This window comes from Variovorax sp. E3 (assembly GCF_016082275.1).
In the GTDB taxonomy this organism is placed as follows: Bacteria; Pseudomonadota; Gammaproteobacteria; order Burkholderiales; family Burkholderiaceae_C; genus Variovorax.
Window position 1 is genome coordinate 1 of the sequence record NZ_MOWM01000175.1, and the last position, 14,766, is coordinate 14,766.

12 protein-coding genes and 4 pseudogenes are annotated in these 14,766 nt (G+C 67.2%); 7 read left to right on the forward strand and 9 right to left on the reverse strand.

Annotated elements, in window-relative coordinates; translation table 11 throughout:
- Together BMG07_RS43400 and BMG07_RS43405 are read left to right on the forward strand one after the other, a co-directional pair.
- A pseudogene (locus tag BMG07_RS43400) lies at positions 1-252 on the forward strand (hypothetical protein); the annotation flags it as partial.
- Entirely contained in the window at positions 189-620 is a 432-nt protein-coding gene (locus tag BMG07_RS43405) for a YadA-like family protein (protein WP_307867232.1), read from the forward strand. The pseudogene BMG07_RS43400 and the gene BMG07_RS43405, both read left to right, overlap by 64 nt.
- A gap of 13 nt (positions 621-633) precedes the next feature.
- Here the strand turns inward: BMG07_RS43405 and BMG07_RS35140 are convergent, their stop codons facing one another.
- Positions 634-1,032, reverse strand: coding sequence for a VOC family protein (locus tag BMG07_RS35140; protein WP_198088388.1), 399 nt, complete (start codon positions 1,030-1,032; stop codon positions 634-636).
- A 180-nt stretch (positions 1,033-1,212) separates the two neighbouring features.
- On the opposite strand from BMG07_RS35140, the gene BMG07_RS35145 reads away from it, so the two are divergent.
- The gene (locus BMG07_RS35145; RefSeq protein WP_269759711.1) at positions 1,213-2,604 is read left to right on the forward strand and encodes a HAMP domain-containing sensor histidine kinase; all 1,392 of its coding nucleotides are present in this window, start codon (positions 1,213-1,215) and stop codon (positions 2,602-2,604) included.
- 91 nt (positions 2,605-2,695) lie between these two features.
- Here the strand turns inward: BMG07_RS35145 and BMG07_RS35150 are convergent, their stop codons facing one another.
- The 8 genes and pseudogenes from BMG07_RS35150 to BMG07_RS35185 all read right to left on the reverse strand — a co-directional run bounded on the left by BMG07_RS35150 (position 2,696) and on the right by BMG07_RS35185 (position 10,669).
- Entirely contained in the window at positions 2,696-3,298 is a 603-nt protein-coding gene (locus BMG07_RS35150; RefSeq protein ID WP_198088390.1) for a response regulator transcription factor, read from the reverse strand.
- A gap of 74 nt (positions 3,299-3,372) precedes the next feature.
- Positions 3,373-4,703 (reverse strand): annotated as a pseudogene (locus tag BMG07_RS35155) (tryptophan--tRNA ligase).
- Between the two features lie 12 nt (positions 4,704-4,715).
- Positions 4,716-5,387 (reverse strand): site-2 protease family protein, encoded by a 672-nt coding sequence (locus BMG07_RS35160; protein WP_198088391.1) that lies wholly within the window; start codon positions 5,385-5,387, stop codon positions 4,716-4,718.
- A 41-nt stretch (positions 5,388-5,428) separates the two neighbouring features.
- Positions 5,429-6,064, reverse strand: a complete 636-nt coding sequence (locus tag BMG07_RS35165) for an L-threonylcarbamoyladenylate synthase (protein ID WP_198088392.1) — start codon at positions 6,062-6,064, stop codon at positions 5,429-5,431.
- Positions 6,065-6,080: 16 nt separating this feature from the next.
- Entirely contained in the window at positions 6,081-7,058 is a 978-nt protein-coding gene (locus BMG07_RS35170) for a DMT family transporter (RefSeq protein WP_198088393.1), read from the reverse strand.
- Positions 7,055-7,912 (reverse strand): 3',5'-nucleoside bisphosphate phosphatase, encoded by an 858-nt coding sequence (locus BMG07_RS35175; RefSeq protein WP_198088394.1) that lies wholly within the window; start codon positions 7,910-7,912, stop codon positions 7,055-7,057. The genes BMG07_RS35170 and BMG07_RS35175 overlap by 4 nt, the downstream gene beginning before the upstream one ends.
- A gap of 97 nt (positions 7,913-8,009) precedes the next feature.
- The gene (locus BMG07_RS35180; RefSeq protein ID WP_198088395.1) at positions 8,010-9,053 is read right to left on the reverse strand and encodes a transporter; all 1,044 of its coding nucleotides are present in this window, start codon (positions 9,051-9,053) and stop codon (positions 8,010-8,012) included.
- A gap of 10 nt (positions 9,054-9,063) precedes the next feature.
- Positions 9,064-10,669: pseudogene (locus tag BMG07_RS35185) on the reverse strand (inorganic phosphate transporter).
- Positions 10,670-10,845: 176 nt separating this feature from the next.
- Between BMG07_RS35185 and ppk2 the strand changes: the two are divergent.
- The 4 genes and pseudogenes from ppk2 (at position 10,846) to urtA (ending at position 14,692) form a co-directional block, all read left to right on the forward strand.
- The gene (gene ppk2 / locus BMG07_RS35190; RefSeq protein ID WP_198088396.1) at positions 10,846-11,766 is read left to right on the forward strand and encodes a polyphosphate kinase 2; all 921 of its coding nucleotides are present in this window, start codon (positions 10,846-10,848) and stop codon (positions 11,764-11,766) included.
- A 64-nt stretch (positions 11,767-11,830) separates the two neighbouring features.
- On the forward strand, positions 11,831-12,874 hold the full coding sequence (locus BMG07_RS35195) for a PHB depolymerase family esterase (RefSeq protein WP_198088397.1): 1,044 nt from the start codon (positions 11,831-11,833) through the stop codon (positions 12,872-12,874).
- A gap of 99 nt (positions 12,875-12,973) precedes the next feature.
- A complete protein-coding gene (locus tag BMG07_RS35200; protein ID WP_198088398.1) occupies positions 12,974-13,288 on the forward strand; it encodes a nucleotide pyrophosphohydrolase in 315 nt (104 codons plus the stop codon).
- A gap of 136 nt (positions 13,289-13,424) precedes the next feature.
- Positions 13,425-14,692: pseudogene (gene urtA / locus BMG07_RS35205) on the forward strand (urea ABC transporter substrate-binding protein).
- Positions 14,693-14,766 lie beyond the last annotated feature (74 nt).

Consider the following 14,766-nt stretch of genomic DNA (forward strand, 5'->3'; position numbering starts at 1 on the left):
GCCGGCTACGTGCCGGCCGGCGCGACCGCCGCGCAGGCCGCGGCCGTCCAGGCCACCACCAGCACGCAGGCGGCGGTGTCGGTCGGCAACGCGGCCGGCGGCCAGTTCCGGCAGGTCACTGGCGTGGCGGCGGGCACCGCCGACAGTGACGCGACCAACGTGGCGCAGCTGCGGGCGCAGCCAATGCGGTGGCTGCCGGGAGCGTGCAGTACGCGGCCAATCCCGACGGCTCGGTCAATTACAACCAGGTGACGCTGGGCAACGGCCAGGCGCCCAACGGCACGCGCATCTCGAACGTCGCGCCGGGCGTGTTGCCGACCGACGCGGCCAACATGAGCCAGCTGCAGAACATGCAGGGCCAACTGCTGGGGCAGGTGCAGAACGTGTCGCGCATCGCCTACTCGGGCGTGGCGCTGGCCACGGCCATGAGCACGCTGCCGCAGGCCATGACGCCGGGCAAGAGCCTGGTCTCGCTCGGCACGGGCTACTACGCCGGCTACAGCGCGGTGGCCTTCGGGTTCTCGCAGCGCTCGACCGACGGCAAGTGGATCTACAAGGTGAACGGGGCCTTCACCAGCCAGCAGCGCAGCCTGGGGATGGCGGTCGGCTACGAGTGGTGAGCGGCGAGGGCGCTCAATCCGCGACCGGGGTATGGCAGCAGACGCAGAGCTTGTTGCCGTCCGGGTCGCGGAAGTAGGCGCCGTAGTAGTCCGGGTGGTAGTGCGGCCGCAGCCCGGGCGGTCCTTCGCACACACCGCCTTGCGCCAGGGCGGTGGCGTGCGCGCGGTCCACGGTGGCGCGGTCGGCGGCCAGCAGGGCCACCATCTGGCCGTTGCCGGGCGCGGCGGGGTTGCCGTCGTAAGGCACGCCCACCAGGAAGAGCGGGCGCGGTGCGTTCGGGCTCTGCCAGCCGGCCCACGGCATGGCGTCCTCCCGAAACCGCAGCTGGAGATCGAGCGTTTTCAACAACGCCGAATAGAAGGCAAATGCGCGCTCGAAGTCGGTCACGCCGACGAAGACATGGGACAGCATTGGGAAGGCTCCTCCTGAGGTCGGGCAGATGATTATGTGGATTGTTTTCTGTTGTTACGCCGAGAAACAATGGGCGACAGGCCGTTAAGATCGCCAACTCTTCGTGCCCGTACAGAGGGTGCTTTTTTGTGGCCGGATAACAAGGGTCATCACCATATGGCCAATGCGTCGATCGCGAGCTTGACTCCCGCCCCGGCTTCGGCCGACGAGGCTGAATCGTGGGTGCGCGGCGAGCTCATACGCAGCCTGATGCGCTCCGCGCGCGGCTCCTACTTCGTGTCGGCCGCGCTGATGCCGGCCATGGTCGGCCTCAACTGGGCCTACGTGCCGCGCTGGGAGCTGCTGACCTGGCTGGTGGCCGGTCTCATTGCCACGGCCTGCCGCGCCTGGGGCGCACGGGTCTATGCGGTGCGCTATGCCGGGCGCAGCTCCGCGGCGCAGCAGCAGTTCACCGAGCGCTACGGCTTCGTCTGGAGCACCAGCGCGGTGGTGTGGGGCTTCTCGGTGTTGCTGTTCTTCGAGCGCACGCCGCCGGTCAACCAGTTCATGAGCTGGCTCATCGTGGCCGGCGTGGGCACCTTCCCGCTCAACGGGCTGGCGCTGCATCCGCCGCTGCTCAAGCGCTACGTCAACACGCTGTTCATCACGATGCTGGGCGCGGTGGTGATCCGCCTGTCGGGGATCATGTTGCAGCACCCGCAGTTTCAATACAGCTACCTGATGCCGATCTTGCCGATCCTGCATTGGTTTTTGCTGCTGCGGGCCGGGCGGCACATCCACGAGACGGCGCGCAACAGCCTGGAGCTGCTGTTCCACAACCACATCCTGATCAAGTCGCTCACGCAGCAGCGGCAGGCGGCGGTGTCGGCCGTGGCCATGAAGAACCGCTTCCTGGCCAGCGCCGCGCACGACATGCGCCAGCCGGTGCTGGCGTTGTCGCTGTACGCCGACTGGCTGCGCAACGAGCCCGAGCTGGTGCTGGAGCTGGCCCCGAAGATCGTGCGCGCCACGCACGCGGTGAACGCGCTGTTCGACTCGATGTTCGACCTGGCGCGCATCGACTCGGGCCAGGTGCGCCTGCACGTCGAGCGCGTCGATGTGCCCGAGCTGCTGCACGACCTCGAGTTGCAATACCGCCCGGTGGCGGAGAGCCGCGGGCTGGATTTCCGGGTGCATGTGTGCGAGGGCTCGTTCCTGACCGACCCGATTCGCGTGCGCCGCATGATCGGCAACCTGCTGGCCAACGCGATCAAGTACACGACCGAAGGCGGCGTGCTGCTGTCGGCGCGACAAACGCGCGAGGGCCTGCGCGTGGAGGTGTGGGACACGGGCATCGGCATCGCGCCCGAGCACCTGCGCGACGTGTTCCTGGAGTTCTACAAGGTGGCGGACCATGCGGGCACGTCCGACGGCTTCGGCCTGGGCCTGGCCATCGTCGCGCGGCTGTCGCATGTGCTGGGGCACCCGGTCAGCGTGCGTTCGCGGCTGGGCAGCGGCAGCGTGTTCCGCGTGGCGCTGCACGATGCCGACGAGGCGGTGGCGCAGGCGCGGGTGAGTGCGTCCGGCGGTTGAACGCCGAAGGCGACCCATGAAAAAACCGCGCTCAAGGCGCGGTTCTTTTTGGGGACCGAAAGGGCACTGCCGCAGCAGCCCGCCTTCCCCTTCAACCCGACAGCAACCCGTTCGTACGCGCGTAGTGCAGCGCCTGCGTGCGGCTCTTCACCCCCAGCCGGCGGAACAGGCGCCACAGGTGAACCTTCACCGTGTGCTCGCTGATCTCCAGGTCGGTGGCGATGTCGCGGTTGCTCATGCCCTTGTCGAGCATGGCGATCAGCTGCGTCTGGCGCTTCGACAGCTTGCCGCTGTTGGCGGCCGGCATCTCGTCGGTCTCTTCTTCCGAGCCCGCCATCAGCAGGCCGCGCAGGGCCGCCGCCAGCTCGTTGGAGCTGGCCGACTTCTCGATGTAGGTGTCGGCTCCCGCCTCGATGCAGGCGTCTTCCATGTCGGCCGCCGGTGCCGCCGAATAGACGGCGATCGGCACGTTCGGATAGACCTGCTTGACCGCGATCACGCCCGACACGCCATTGGTGTCCGGGAGCTTCAGGTCCAGGCAGAAGAGGGTGGGGGCGCCGCGCTGCTGCACGGAGCCCGCGAGCTTGTCGAGGCGCTCGAGCTCGACGATGTTCTCGGCCGGGCGCAGGCGCCGCAAGACCATCACGATCGCGTCGCGCATCAGGGGGTGGTCGTCGATGACATAAATGCTCATGTTTTCTTCCTTTGTGATCGCACCGTCTTCTCTCTTCCTGCTCACCGGCGGGTAGGCCGGCGGGTTCAGCCGGATCAACTCCCTTGGTTCGTGGGCGTTGCCTCCGCCAGTGCCTCCAGCGCCTCGGTGACGGCGCGTGTTCCTTCTGTGTCGATCGGCTCGAGCTGCTCGCCCAGCGTGGCCAGGGCCGCGCCGCGCTCGGCCTGCAAGACCGCGATGGTACGGCCCGCCTCTTGCGGTGATGTGAATCCACGGCTCTGGAGCAGGGTTTCGCCGCGGGCGTCGAGCAGCTTGAAATAGAAGAGGCCGTCGGCCTTTTCCCGGTATTGCTTGAAGCTGGGCTTTGCCACCTTGGCCGCCTTGGCGCCGCCCTTGTCCTTGCCGGCCGCCAGGTTGCGCAGGCCCACCGCGTGGCGCAGCTTGACCAGGAACGGCTTGGACAGCGCGCGCGCCTTCTCGGCGCCGATGAGCAGCAGGCGCTCGATCTCGGCGGGGTTGCTCATGAGCGCGTCGTAGCGCTCGCGCAGCGGCGCCACCTCGATGTCGATGCGCTCGAACAGCAGCTGCTTGGCGTCGCCCCAGCCGATGCCGTCGGCGTAGGCTTTGCGCAGCATCTCGGTTTCTTCGGCGTCGGCAAAGGCCTGGTAGATCTGGAACAGGGCCGAGCCCTCGGTGTCCTTGGGCTCGCCGGGCGCGCGCGAGTCGGTCACGATGCTGGTGATCTGCTTGCGCAGGTACGCGCGCGGCGCGAACAGCGGGATCGTGTTGCCGTAGCTCTTGCTCATCTTGCGGCCGTCCAGGCCGGGCAGCGTGGCGACGGCGTCGTCGATCTCGGCGTCGGGCAGCGTGAAGTGCTCGCCGTACTGGTGGTTGAAGCGCTGCGCCATGTCGCGCGCCATCTCGATGTGCTGCACCTGGTCGCGGCCCACGGGCACCTTGTGCGCGTTGAACATCAGGATGTCGGCGCCCATGAGCACCGGGTACATGAACAGGCCCGCCGTCACGTCGGCGTCGGGGTCTTCGCCCTTGGCGACGTTCTTGTCGAGCTGCGCCTTGTAGGCATGCGCGCGGTTGAGCACGCCCTTGCCGGTGACGCAGGTCAGGAACCAGGTCAGCTCGGGGATCTCGGGAATGTCGGACTGCCGGTAGAAGGTGACGTGCTCGGGGTCGAGTCCGCAGGCCAGCCAGCTGGCGGCGATCTCGAGCGTGGAGCGCTGGATCAGCGCCGGGTCCTGGACCTTGATGAGCGCGTGGTAGTCGGCCAGGAAGAAGAAGCTCTGCACACCCGGCGCGACGCTTTGCCGCACCGAATGGCGGATCGAGCGACGTAGTTGCCGAGGTGGGGCGTGCCCGACGGCGTGATGCCGGTCAGGACGCGCAGGGGAGCTTGGGAAGACGGGGCCATGGAACGAAGCACTTAGAGCAGCAATGCCTTGAGCGGCGTGATGATCAGGTTGATGACGTAGTAGCCGACGTCCATCAGCGGACGCAGCCAGTAGTTGCTGACGACGCCGGCCAGCACCAGCGCCATCACGATGAAGAAGCCGTAGGGCTCGATGCGCGCCAGGAAGTTTTGCGCCGGTCCGTTGGGCAGCAGGCCGGCCAGCACGCGGCCGCCATCCAGCGGGGGCAGCGGGAACAGGTTGAAGGCCCACATCACGAGGTTGACCAGCACGCCGCCCTGCGCCATCTTGATGAAAAAGGTTTCATTGATGCCGGCCGCGACCAGCGACACCAGCACCAGCGCCCACAGGATGGCCTGGATGAAGTTGGACACCGGCCCCGCCAGCGCCACCCACACCATGTCGCGCTTGGGATGGCGCAGCCGGTTGAAGTTGACCGGCACCGGCTTGGCATAGCCGAACAGGAACGCGCCCGAGGTCGCGAAGTACAGCATCAGCGGCATCAGGATGGTCCCGATGGGGTCGATGTGCTTCATCGGATTGAGCGTGACGCGCCCCATGACCTCGGCCGTGTTGTCGCCGAAGTGGCGCGCGACATAGCCATGGGCCGCCTCATGCACGGTGATCGCGAAGATCACCGGCAGTGCGTATATCAGTACGGTCTGTATCAGGTTGGAAATATCCACTGTGCGATTGTGTCAGACGGGGAGTGCTTCTCAGCCCGATTTCAGAGGCCGAGCACGGCCAATGCACCGCGCCCGTGGCGCACCACGACCGGGTCGTCGCCCGTGCCCATGGGCGTGAGGTCGACCACCGTGGTGGGCTGCGAAGGGCAGGCGCCGGCGTCGATGACCGCGCCGATCTGCTTCTCGAAACGCTCGCGGATGGTCTGCGCGTCGTTCAGCGCTTCGGTCTCGCCGGGCGCGATGAGCGTGGTGGCCAGCAGCGGCGCGCCGTGCAGCGCGAGCAGCTCCAGCAGCACCTTGTGGTCGGGCACGCGCAGGCCTATGGTCTTGCGCTGCGGATGGCTCACGCGGCGCGGCACTTCCTTGGTGGCTTCGAGCAGGAAGGTGTAGGGGCCGGGCGTGGCGGCCTTCAGCAGCCGGTATTGCTTGTTGTCGACGCGCGCGTAGTTGGCCAGCTCGCTCAGGTCGCGGCACAGCAGCGTCAGGTGGTGCTTCTCGTCGACCTGGCGGATGCGGCGCAACTGGTCGACCGCGTCCTTGTCGTCGAGGTGGCAGGCCAGGGCGTAGCTGGAGTCGGTGGGCACGGCCACGATCTCGCCGCGCTCCAGCAGCGTGACGGCCTGCTTCAGCAGGCGCTGCTGCGGGTTCTCGGGGTGGACTTCGAAGTACTGGGCCATGAAAGATGTCTCCTGATCAGGATTCCGCGGGTTCGATCGGCACGCGCCGTTCGCGCACGGTGAGCCATGCGCCGGCCGCGCCGCACACGGCGATCATTGCCATGCCGATGAGCGAGAAGCGGTCGGGTACATGGGAAAAGATAAGCCAGCCGCCCAGCATCGCAAAGGCGATCTGCGCATAAAGGTACGGCGTGAGGGTGGAGGCCGGCGCGCGCTGGTAGGCCAGGATCAGCATGAAGTGCCCCACCGTGCCCATGAACCCCATGAGGCACAGCAGCGCCCACCATTCCCACGAGGGCAGGGCGGTCCACACGAAGGGCACCACCAGCGACGCGATCAGCGTGCCGACCCAGCCGGTATAGAAGTGCATGGTCAGCGGGTTCTCGGTCTGCGCGAGCTTGCTGGTGAGCACCTGGAACCACGCGTTGGTCAGCACCAGGCCCAGCGGCAGAAGAATGGCCCAGCTGAACGCGCCGCCGCCCGGGCGCAGGATCACCAGCGTGCCCAGGAAGCCGCCCGCCACCAGCGTCCAGCGCAGCGGCGACACATGCTCCTTGAGCGTGGTGGCCGCCAGCAGCGTGATGACCAGCGGCGCAATGAGCACGATCGACGTGAACTCCGCCAGCGGCATGTAGCGCAGGCTCAGGAACGCGAAGATGCTCGACGACAGCAGCAGCGCGCCGCGCAGCGCCTGGTAGCGCGGATGCCGGGTGCGCAGCAGCGCGGGGCCGTGCAGCGGCAGCAGCACCAGCGTGGTGGCCACCGCCTGGAACGCATAGCGGAACCACACGCCCATGAGAATCGGCACGCCCAGGGTGGAGAACTTGGTGGCGGTGTCGAGCGTGGCAAAGCAGGCCACGGCCATCAGTACCAGGCCGATGCCCGCGAGGATGCGTTCCGACTCGGTGCCGCGGCTTCGCTGCGCCGCTGCGCGGGCATTCGCCAGCGCAACGGTTGCCGCGTTGTCGATGCCGGGCCCGGGGCTCTGGCTCACTGCTGGACGCGGTGGCCGAGCAGTTCCCACACAGGAGTGAGCGCGCCGGGCAACGGCGGCAGCTTGCCGAGGTCGCAGTGGCTCTCGTCGGGGCTGTGGAAATCGCTGCCGCGCGAGGCGGCGAAATCGAACTCGAGCGCCTTGTCGGCGTACTCGACATATTCGGCCGGCGTGTGGCTGCCGGTGACGACCTCGATCGCCTGGCCGCCGTGCGCCTTGAACTCGAGGAACAGCGCGTACTCCTCGTTGGCCGTGAACTTGTAGCGGCCCGGGTGCGCGATCACGGCCATGCCCTTGGCGGCGGTGATCCAGCCGACCGCATCCTTCAGCGTGGCCCAGCGGTGCGGCACGTAGCCCGGCTTGCCTTCGGTGAGGAACTTGCGAAACACCTCGGGCGTGTCGCGGCAGTGGCCCTGCTCGACCAGGAAGCGCGCGAAGTGCGTGCGCGAGATGAGCTCGGGGTTGCCCACGAACCTGAGCGCGCCTTCATACGCGCCGTGGATGCCGACCTTGGCCAGCCCCTCGGACATTTCCTGCGCGCGCTTGCCGCGGCCGCCGCGCGTGTCGTACAGGCCCTGCAGCATGGCGGCGTCGTCGGGGTCGAAGCCCAGGCCGACGATGTGCACGGTCTCGTTTGCAAAGGTCACCGAAATCTCGGTGCCGGTGAGGTAGCGCATGCCGTTGGCGCGGGCTGCGGCGGCGGCCCGGTGCTGGCCGCCGATTTCGTCGTGGTCGGTGAGGGCCCAGAGTTCGACGCCGTTGCCGGCCGCGCGCGCGGCCAGTTCTTCGGGCGTCAGTGTGCCGTCGGAGACCACGGAGTGGCAGTGAAGATCGGCATTGAGAGTGGAGGACACCCCGCCATTCTAGGTGGTCTGGAACATCGGTGCGGGCGCATGGATGCTGCGCACGGCGCTACTAAATAAATAGCATTACTGGCCCGCTGCATGCGGCTCAGCGCTTCTTGCGGAAAGCCGCCCAGGCCGCCACGGCGGTGAAGCTTGCCACTATGGCGACAACAATCCAGAAACCATGTTTGTGGTCTGCGAGCGGAATGCCGCCCACGTTCATGCCGAACAGGCCGGCCAGGATATTGATCGGCAGCGCCAGCACGGTAACAACTGTCAGCACGAACAGGCTGCGGTTGTTGTCTTCGTTGACATTGGCGGCAATTTCTTCCTGCAGCAGCTTGATGCGTTCCTGCAGCGCCTGCATGTCGCGCAGCACCACCGAGAACTCCTCGGTCGAGCCGCGCAGCTCCTGCACGTCGGGTTCGGCCATCCAGGCCGGCGGGCCCTGCAGCAGGCGGAACAGCGCGGCCGGCTCGGGCGCCAGCAGCCGCTGCAGCCGCACCAGCAGCCGGCGCAGCACGCCCAGCCGCGCGCGCTTGTGGTCGAGGCGGCCGGCCAGCAGTTCGTCTTCGATGCGGTCGATGCGCGAGGTCACGCCGCGCACGATCTTCACCAGCACGTCGGCCTGCGCGCGCAGCAGGTGCTCGAGCAGCTCCGTGCTCGAGCGCGGTGCGTCGCCCGCCTTCACGGCCGTGCGCAGCGCGTCGACCGAGCGCAGCGGCTTGGTGCGCGCCGTGACCACGAGGCGCGGGCCCACGCTGATCCACAAGGTGGAAATGTCCGAGGGCTCGAAGCTGAACTCGAAATGCACGTCGTTGATGACCGCGATCAGCGAGTCGTCGGCGCGTTCGATGCGCGTGGAGGGCAGGCCTTCGTGCAGCGTTTCGTAGAAGGTGTCGGACAGGTTCGCGTGCCGCACCAGCCAGCGCTCGGCGTGCGCGTGGCTCAGGTTGAAGTGCAGCCAGACGTAGGCCGCATCTTCTTGCGTGCATTCACGGTCGCGCTCCTCGGCCAGCCATGCCGCGGCCTGCGCCGAGTCGATGGCCCGCGCGGGCTCCGGCGCCGATGCGTCGAACAGGTAGCCGGAAATCAGCCCGGCTTCGTCGCCGCCATAGGACTGGGCGGCGAGGTCATGAAATGCCGACAAGATGCGTGATTCAGAAAATGCGGGTGAAAAGCCAGTAGAGCGAACCCGACAGCAGCATGGCGACCGGCAGCGTCAGCACCCAGGCCAGCGCGAGGTTGCGCAGCGTGGACATCTGCAGGCCCGAGCCGCTGGCCGTCATGGTGCCGGCGACGCCGGAAGACAGCACGTGCGTGGTCGACACCGGCAGGCCGTACATGTCGGCCGCGCCGATGGTGATCATGGCCACCACCTCGGCCGAGGCGCCTTGCGCATAGCTCAGGTGCGTCTTGCCGATCTTCTCGCCCACGGTCACCACGATGCGCTTCCAGCCGATCATCGTGCCCAGGCCCAGCGCAATGGCCACGGCGATCTTGACCCACAGCGGAATGAAGCGCGTGGCCGCGTCCAGCTCCTGGCGAAAGGTGCCGACGCGCAGCTTGGTCTCGTCGTCGAACTTCGCGGCGCCGCTCTTGTCGAGGTGGCGAATGGCTTCGGAGGCCAGGTACATGTCGTTGCGCACGTTGGCGACGGCGTCGGCGGGCACGCCGGCCAGCGAGCCGTGGGCCTTGACCTGCTCGGCGATGCTGCCGGCGGCCACGGCCAGCGCCGGCACCACCGAGGCGTTGAACTCGCGGGTGCGCACATAGGTCGAGAGCGCGTCGCGCGCGGCGGCGGGCTGCAGCGCGGGCAGCGAAGTCGGCACGCTGCGGTTCAGCGCGGTCTGCGCCATTTCGGCCACGGCGACGAACTTGATGGTCTCGTTGGCGGGCATCGCGCGGTTCAGCGCATAGGCCATCGGCACCGTGCCCACCAGGATCAGCATGATCAGGCCCATGCCCTTTTGCCCGTCGTTCGAGCCGTGCGCGAACGACACGCCCGTGCAGGTCAGGATCAGCAGGCCGCGGATCCACCACGGCGGCGGCTCGCTGCCTTTGGGCTCTTCATACAGTGCGCGGTTCTTCACGAAGGCGCGCAGCGCCAGCAGCAGCAGGGCAGCGCAGCCGAAGCGACCATCGGCGACAGCAGCAGCGAGTAGCCCACCTTGGTGGCCTGGCCCCAGTCGACACCGCTGGTGCCGTCGCGCCCGTGCATCAGCGCATTGGCCACGCCCACGCCGATGATCGAGCCGATCAGCGTGTGCGACGAAGAGGCCGGCAGCCCGAGCCACCACGTGCCCAGGTTCCAGATGATGGCCGCGATCAGGAGCGCGAACACCATGCAAAGCCGGCGCCCGAACCCACTTGCAGGATCAGCTCCACCGGCAGCAGCGCGATGATGCCGAAGGCCACCGCGCCGCTGGACACCAGCACGCCCAGAAAATTGAAGAAGCCCGACCACACCACCGCGAAGTTCGGCGGCAGCGAGTGCGTGTAGATGACGGTGGCCACGGCGTTGGCCGTGTCGTGGAAGCCGTTGACGAACTCGAAGCCCAGCGCAATCAGCAGCGCCACGCCCAGAAGAATGTAGGGCACCCAGGTGGTGACCGGCGCGCCGGAGGCGGTGACGTCGCCCACCAGGCTCCAGGCCGTGAACAGCAGGCCGGCGGCCAGCAGTCCGACGAAAGTAATCAGCGTGATCGGACCGGGCTTGGCGTCGAGCTTGGGTCGATGGGCGGCCGAAGCGGTGCCGTGCGACATGTCTGCGTTCGGGGCAGCGAGCGTGTTCATGGGCGCTTTTTTCGTGTTGGAGTGGCTCTGGATGGTGTTCGCGCCGTGTGACAACGCCGTGTCAGGGCCCTGAAAACCGTCACGCCGTCGTCACATGGGGCGGGCAGCATGCTTTTTCCCGACCCCCATCACTCCTTCTTCCCATCATGCTGACGAGCGCACTTCCCGACCACGAAGAACTGATGCAACGCATCGCCCGCGACCTGATCGACAGCTACGACGAAGAGCTCGAGCTGGAAATCGAGGACCGCAACATCGACGGCCTCGACCCGACGGCCAACGCCTCGACCGACAAGGCCGCGCGCCAGGCTTATTTCAAGGAGCTGTTCCGCCTGCAGGGCGAACTGGTCAAGCTGCAGGACTGGGTGCAGCACAGCAAGCAGAAAGTCGTCATCCTGTTCGAAGGCCGCGACGCGGCGGGCAAGGGCGGCGTGATCAAGCGGATCACGCAGCGACTGAATCCGCGCGTGGCCCGCGTGGCCGCGCTGCCTGCGCCCAACGACCGCGAACGCACGCAGTGGTATTTCCAGCGCTATGCCGCGCACCTGCCGGCCGCCGGCGAGATGGTGCTGTTCGACCGCAGCTGGTACAACCGCGCCGGCGTCGAGCGCGTGATGGGATTTTGCTCCGACGACGAGTACGAGGAGTTCTTTCGCACCGTGCCCGAGTTCGAGAAGATGCTCGTGCGCTCGGGCATCAAGCTCATCAAGTACTGGTTCTCCATCACCGACGACGAGCAGCACATGCGCTTTCTCGGCCGCATCCACGATCCGCTCAAGCAATGGAAGCTGAGCCCGATGGACCTGGAGAGCCGCCGCCGCTGGGAGGAATACACCAAGGCGAAGGAAATCATGCTGGAGCGCACCCACATCGCCGAGGCGCCGTGGTGGGTGGTGCAGGCCGTCGACAAGAAGAAGGCGCGCCTGAACTGCATCAGCCACTTGCTGGGCCAATTGCCCTACCAGGAAGTGGCGCATCCGCCGGTCGAGCTGCCTTCGCGCGTGCGGCATGACGACTACCTGCGCCAGCCGGTGCCGGCGAACATGATCGTGCCGGAGATCTACTGAAGAGGCATCGGGCGGCGAGGGCCGTTGCTTGGTGGGTGGGCGCTTTGCGTTCACACTGCGCGCCATGGCCCGTCGCTCCACTGCTTCCGTCTTTGCCCGCGCGTACGAGCGCAACCTGCGCGCGCTCACCAAGGTCACGCTGAGCAACAGCAAGCGCATCGCGGGGCAGGTGCAGCGCGCGACCGCCCAGCGGCTCAAGCCGCCGCCGGGTCGCGGCGACTGGCTCAGCGGCATGGCCGTGGGGGCGGGCGGTGCGCGGGGCTATCACCTGTTCAGGCCGGCCGGCCTGCAACTGCAGCCCGGCGAGAAGCTGCCGCTGATGGTCATGCTGCACGGCTGCGGCCAGACCGGGCGCGACTTCGCGGCCAGCACGCGCATGAACGCGCTGGCCGTGCGCCAGCGTTTTCTCGTGCTCTACCCCGAACAAGACCGGCTCGCGCATCCGCAAGGCTGCTGGAACTGGTACGAGCGCCGCTCCGGCAAGGCCGACGCCGAAGCCGCGACGCTGATGGCCGCCGTCGACCAGGCCTGCGTGCTCTACCCCGTGGACCGCGAGCGCGTGGCGCTGGCCGGGCTGTCGGCCGGTGCCAGCATGGCGGCCCTGCTCGCGACGCGCTACCCGAACCGTTTCCGCGCTGTCGTCATGCACTCGGGCGTCGCGCCCGGCGCTGCGAAGTCGTCGGCCACCGCGCTCGGCGCCATGCGCGGGCAGAACGTGCCGCCCATGCCCGTGACGGCCGTGGGCAAGGCGATGGGCGCCGCGGCCGTCTTCACTACGCTGCCGCCGATGCTGGTGCTGCACGGCGATGCCGACGCGGTGGTCGCGCCCAGCAACGCCGTCAGCAGCGCGGCCGTGTGGGCCACGGCCATGGGCGCGCGGCCCGGCCTGCCACGCGACGTGCAACGCGGCAAGCGCCGGCCGATGCGCGTGACCGACTTCAAGCGCAAGGGGCGCACGCTGGTCACGCTGTGCGAGATCGCGGGGCTGGGGCACTCGTGGAGTGGCGGGGCGCCGGGGCTGCTGTTCAGCGACCCGGCGGGGCCTGATGCGACGCGGATGACTTGGGCTTTTGCTACGGCGCAGTTCAAGACGGTTGCGAAGGCCTGAGCCGCAGATCGGACCTTGCCCAATCTGGGCATGTGCATGCCCAGATTGGGTTTCTTCTCGGACCCCATGCCACACTCGCCGCCCAACGACAGGTGTGCCATGGAATCCGATCTGACCTCGCTCACTCAAGCCCTGCGCGATTTCGCCCAGGCCCGCAACTGGGAAGAATTCCACTCCCCCAAGAACCTCGCCTCCGCGCTCTCGGTCGAAGCCGCCGAGCTGCTCGAACATTTCCAGTGGCTCACCGAAGCGCAGAGCCGGTCCCTTCCGCCCGAGAAGCGCGCCGAGATCGGCACTGAAATTGCCGACGTCTTCCTCTACCTGCTGCAGCTCGCCGACAAGCTCGACATCGACGTGATCGAGGCGGCCAGAAGCAAGATGCTGGTCAACGCCCGCAAGTACCCTGTGCCCTGACCGCCCGCGAACGGCCTGAGTACCTCCGTGTACGCCACCCGGCGTATTTCACCTTCGTGGTGCATTCCGCAGACTCCTCTCCACGCCAGCCCCGCGCTGTCGACAAGGTTCAACCAACCCCGGAGCAGGAGTCCACATGCAACGTCGTTTCACACTCAAGGCGCTCACCGCCGCCGTCGCGCTGGCCAGCATCTGCGCTGCCCCCGCTTTCGCCGCCGACACCATCAAGGTCGGCGTGCTGCACTCGCTGTCGGGCACGATGGCCATCTCGGAAACCGTGTTGAAAGACACGGTGCTGATGGCCATCGACGACATCAACAAGAAGGGTGGCGTGCTGGGCAAGCAGCTCGAGCCCGTGGTGGTCGACCCGGCCTCCAACTGGCCCCTGTTCGCTGAAAAAACCAAGCAGCTGCTCGGCCAGGACAAGGTCTCGGTGATCTTCGGTTGCTGGACCTCGGTGTCGCGCAAGTCGGTGCTGCCGGTGGTCGAGGAAATGAACGGCCTCCTGTTCTACCCCGTGCAATACGAGGGTGAGGAGCTCTCCAAGAACGTGTTCTACACGGGCGCCGCGCCCAACCAGCAAGCCATTCCGGCCGTCGACTACCTGATGAGCAAGGAAGGCGGCGGCGCCAAGCGCTGGGTGCTGCTGGGCACCGACTACGTGTACCCGCGCACCACCAACAAGATCCTGCGCGCCTACCTCAAGAGCAAGGGCGTGGCCGACAAGGACATCGACGAGAAGTACACCCCCTTCGGCCACAGCGACTACCAGACCATCGTCGCCGACATCAAGAAGTTCTCGGCCGGCGGCAAGACGGCGTGGTGTCGACCATCAACGGCGACTCCAACGTGCCCTTCTACAAGGAACTCGGCAACGCAGGCCTCAAGGCCAAGGACGTGCCCGTGGTCGCCTTCTCGGTCGGCGAGGAAGAACTGCGCGGTGTCGACACCAAGCCGCTGGTCGGCCACCTGGCCGCCTGGAACTACTTCATGAGCCTGAAGAACCCGACCAACACGGCGTTCATCAAGGAGTGGAGCGACTACGCCAAGGCCAAGAAGATCCCCGGCCACATGGACAAGCCGCTGACCAACGACCCGATGGAAGCCACCTGGATCGGCATCCACATGTGGAAGCAGGCGGTCGAGAAGGCCAAGTCGACCGACACCGACAAGGTGATCGCCGCCATGGCCGGCCAGACCTTCACGGCGCCCTCGGGCATCGTGTCGAAGATGGACGAGAAGAACCACCACCTGCACAAGAGCGTGTTCATCGGCGAGATCAAGGCCGACGGGCAGTTCAACGTGGTGTGGAAGACGCCGGGCCCGGTGAAGGCGAAGCCGTGGAGCCCGTACATCGAAGGCAATGACAAGAAGCCGGACTACCCGGCTGGCAAGTCGATGTAACTGTGTTTCTCCCTCCCCCTCTGGGGGAGGGCAGGGGTGGGGGCTGACGGCGGTCGAGTCGAGCACTGCGCTTG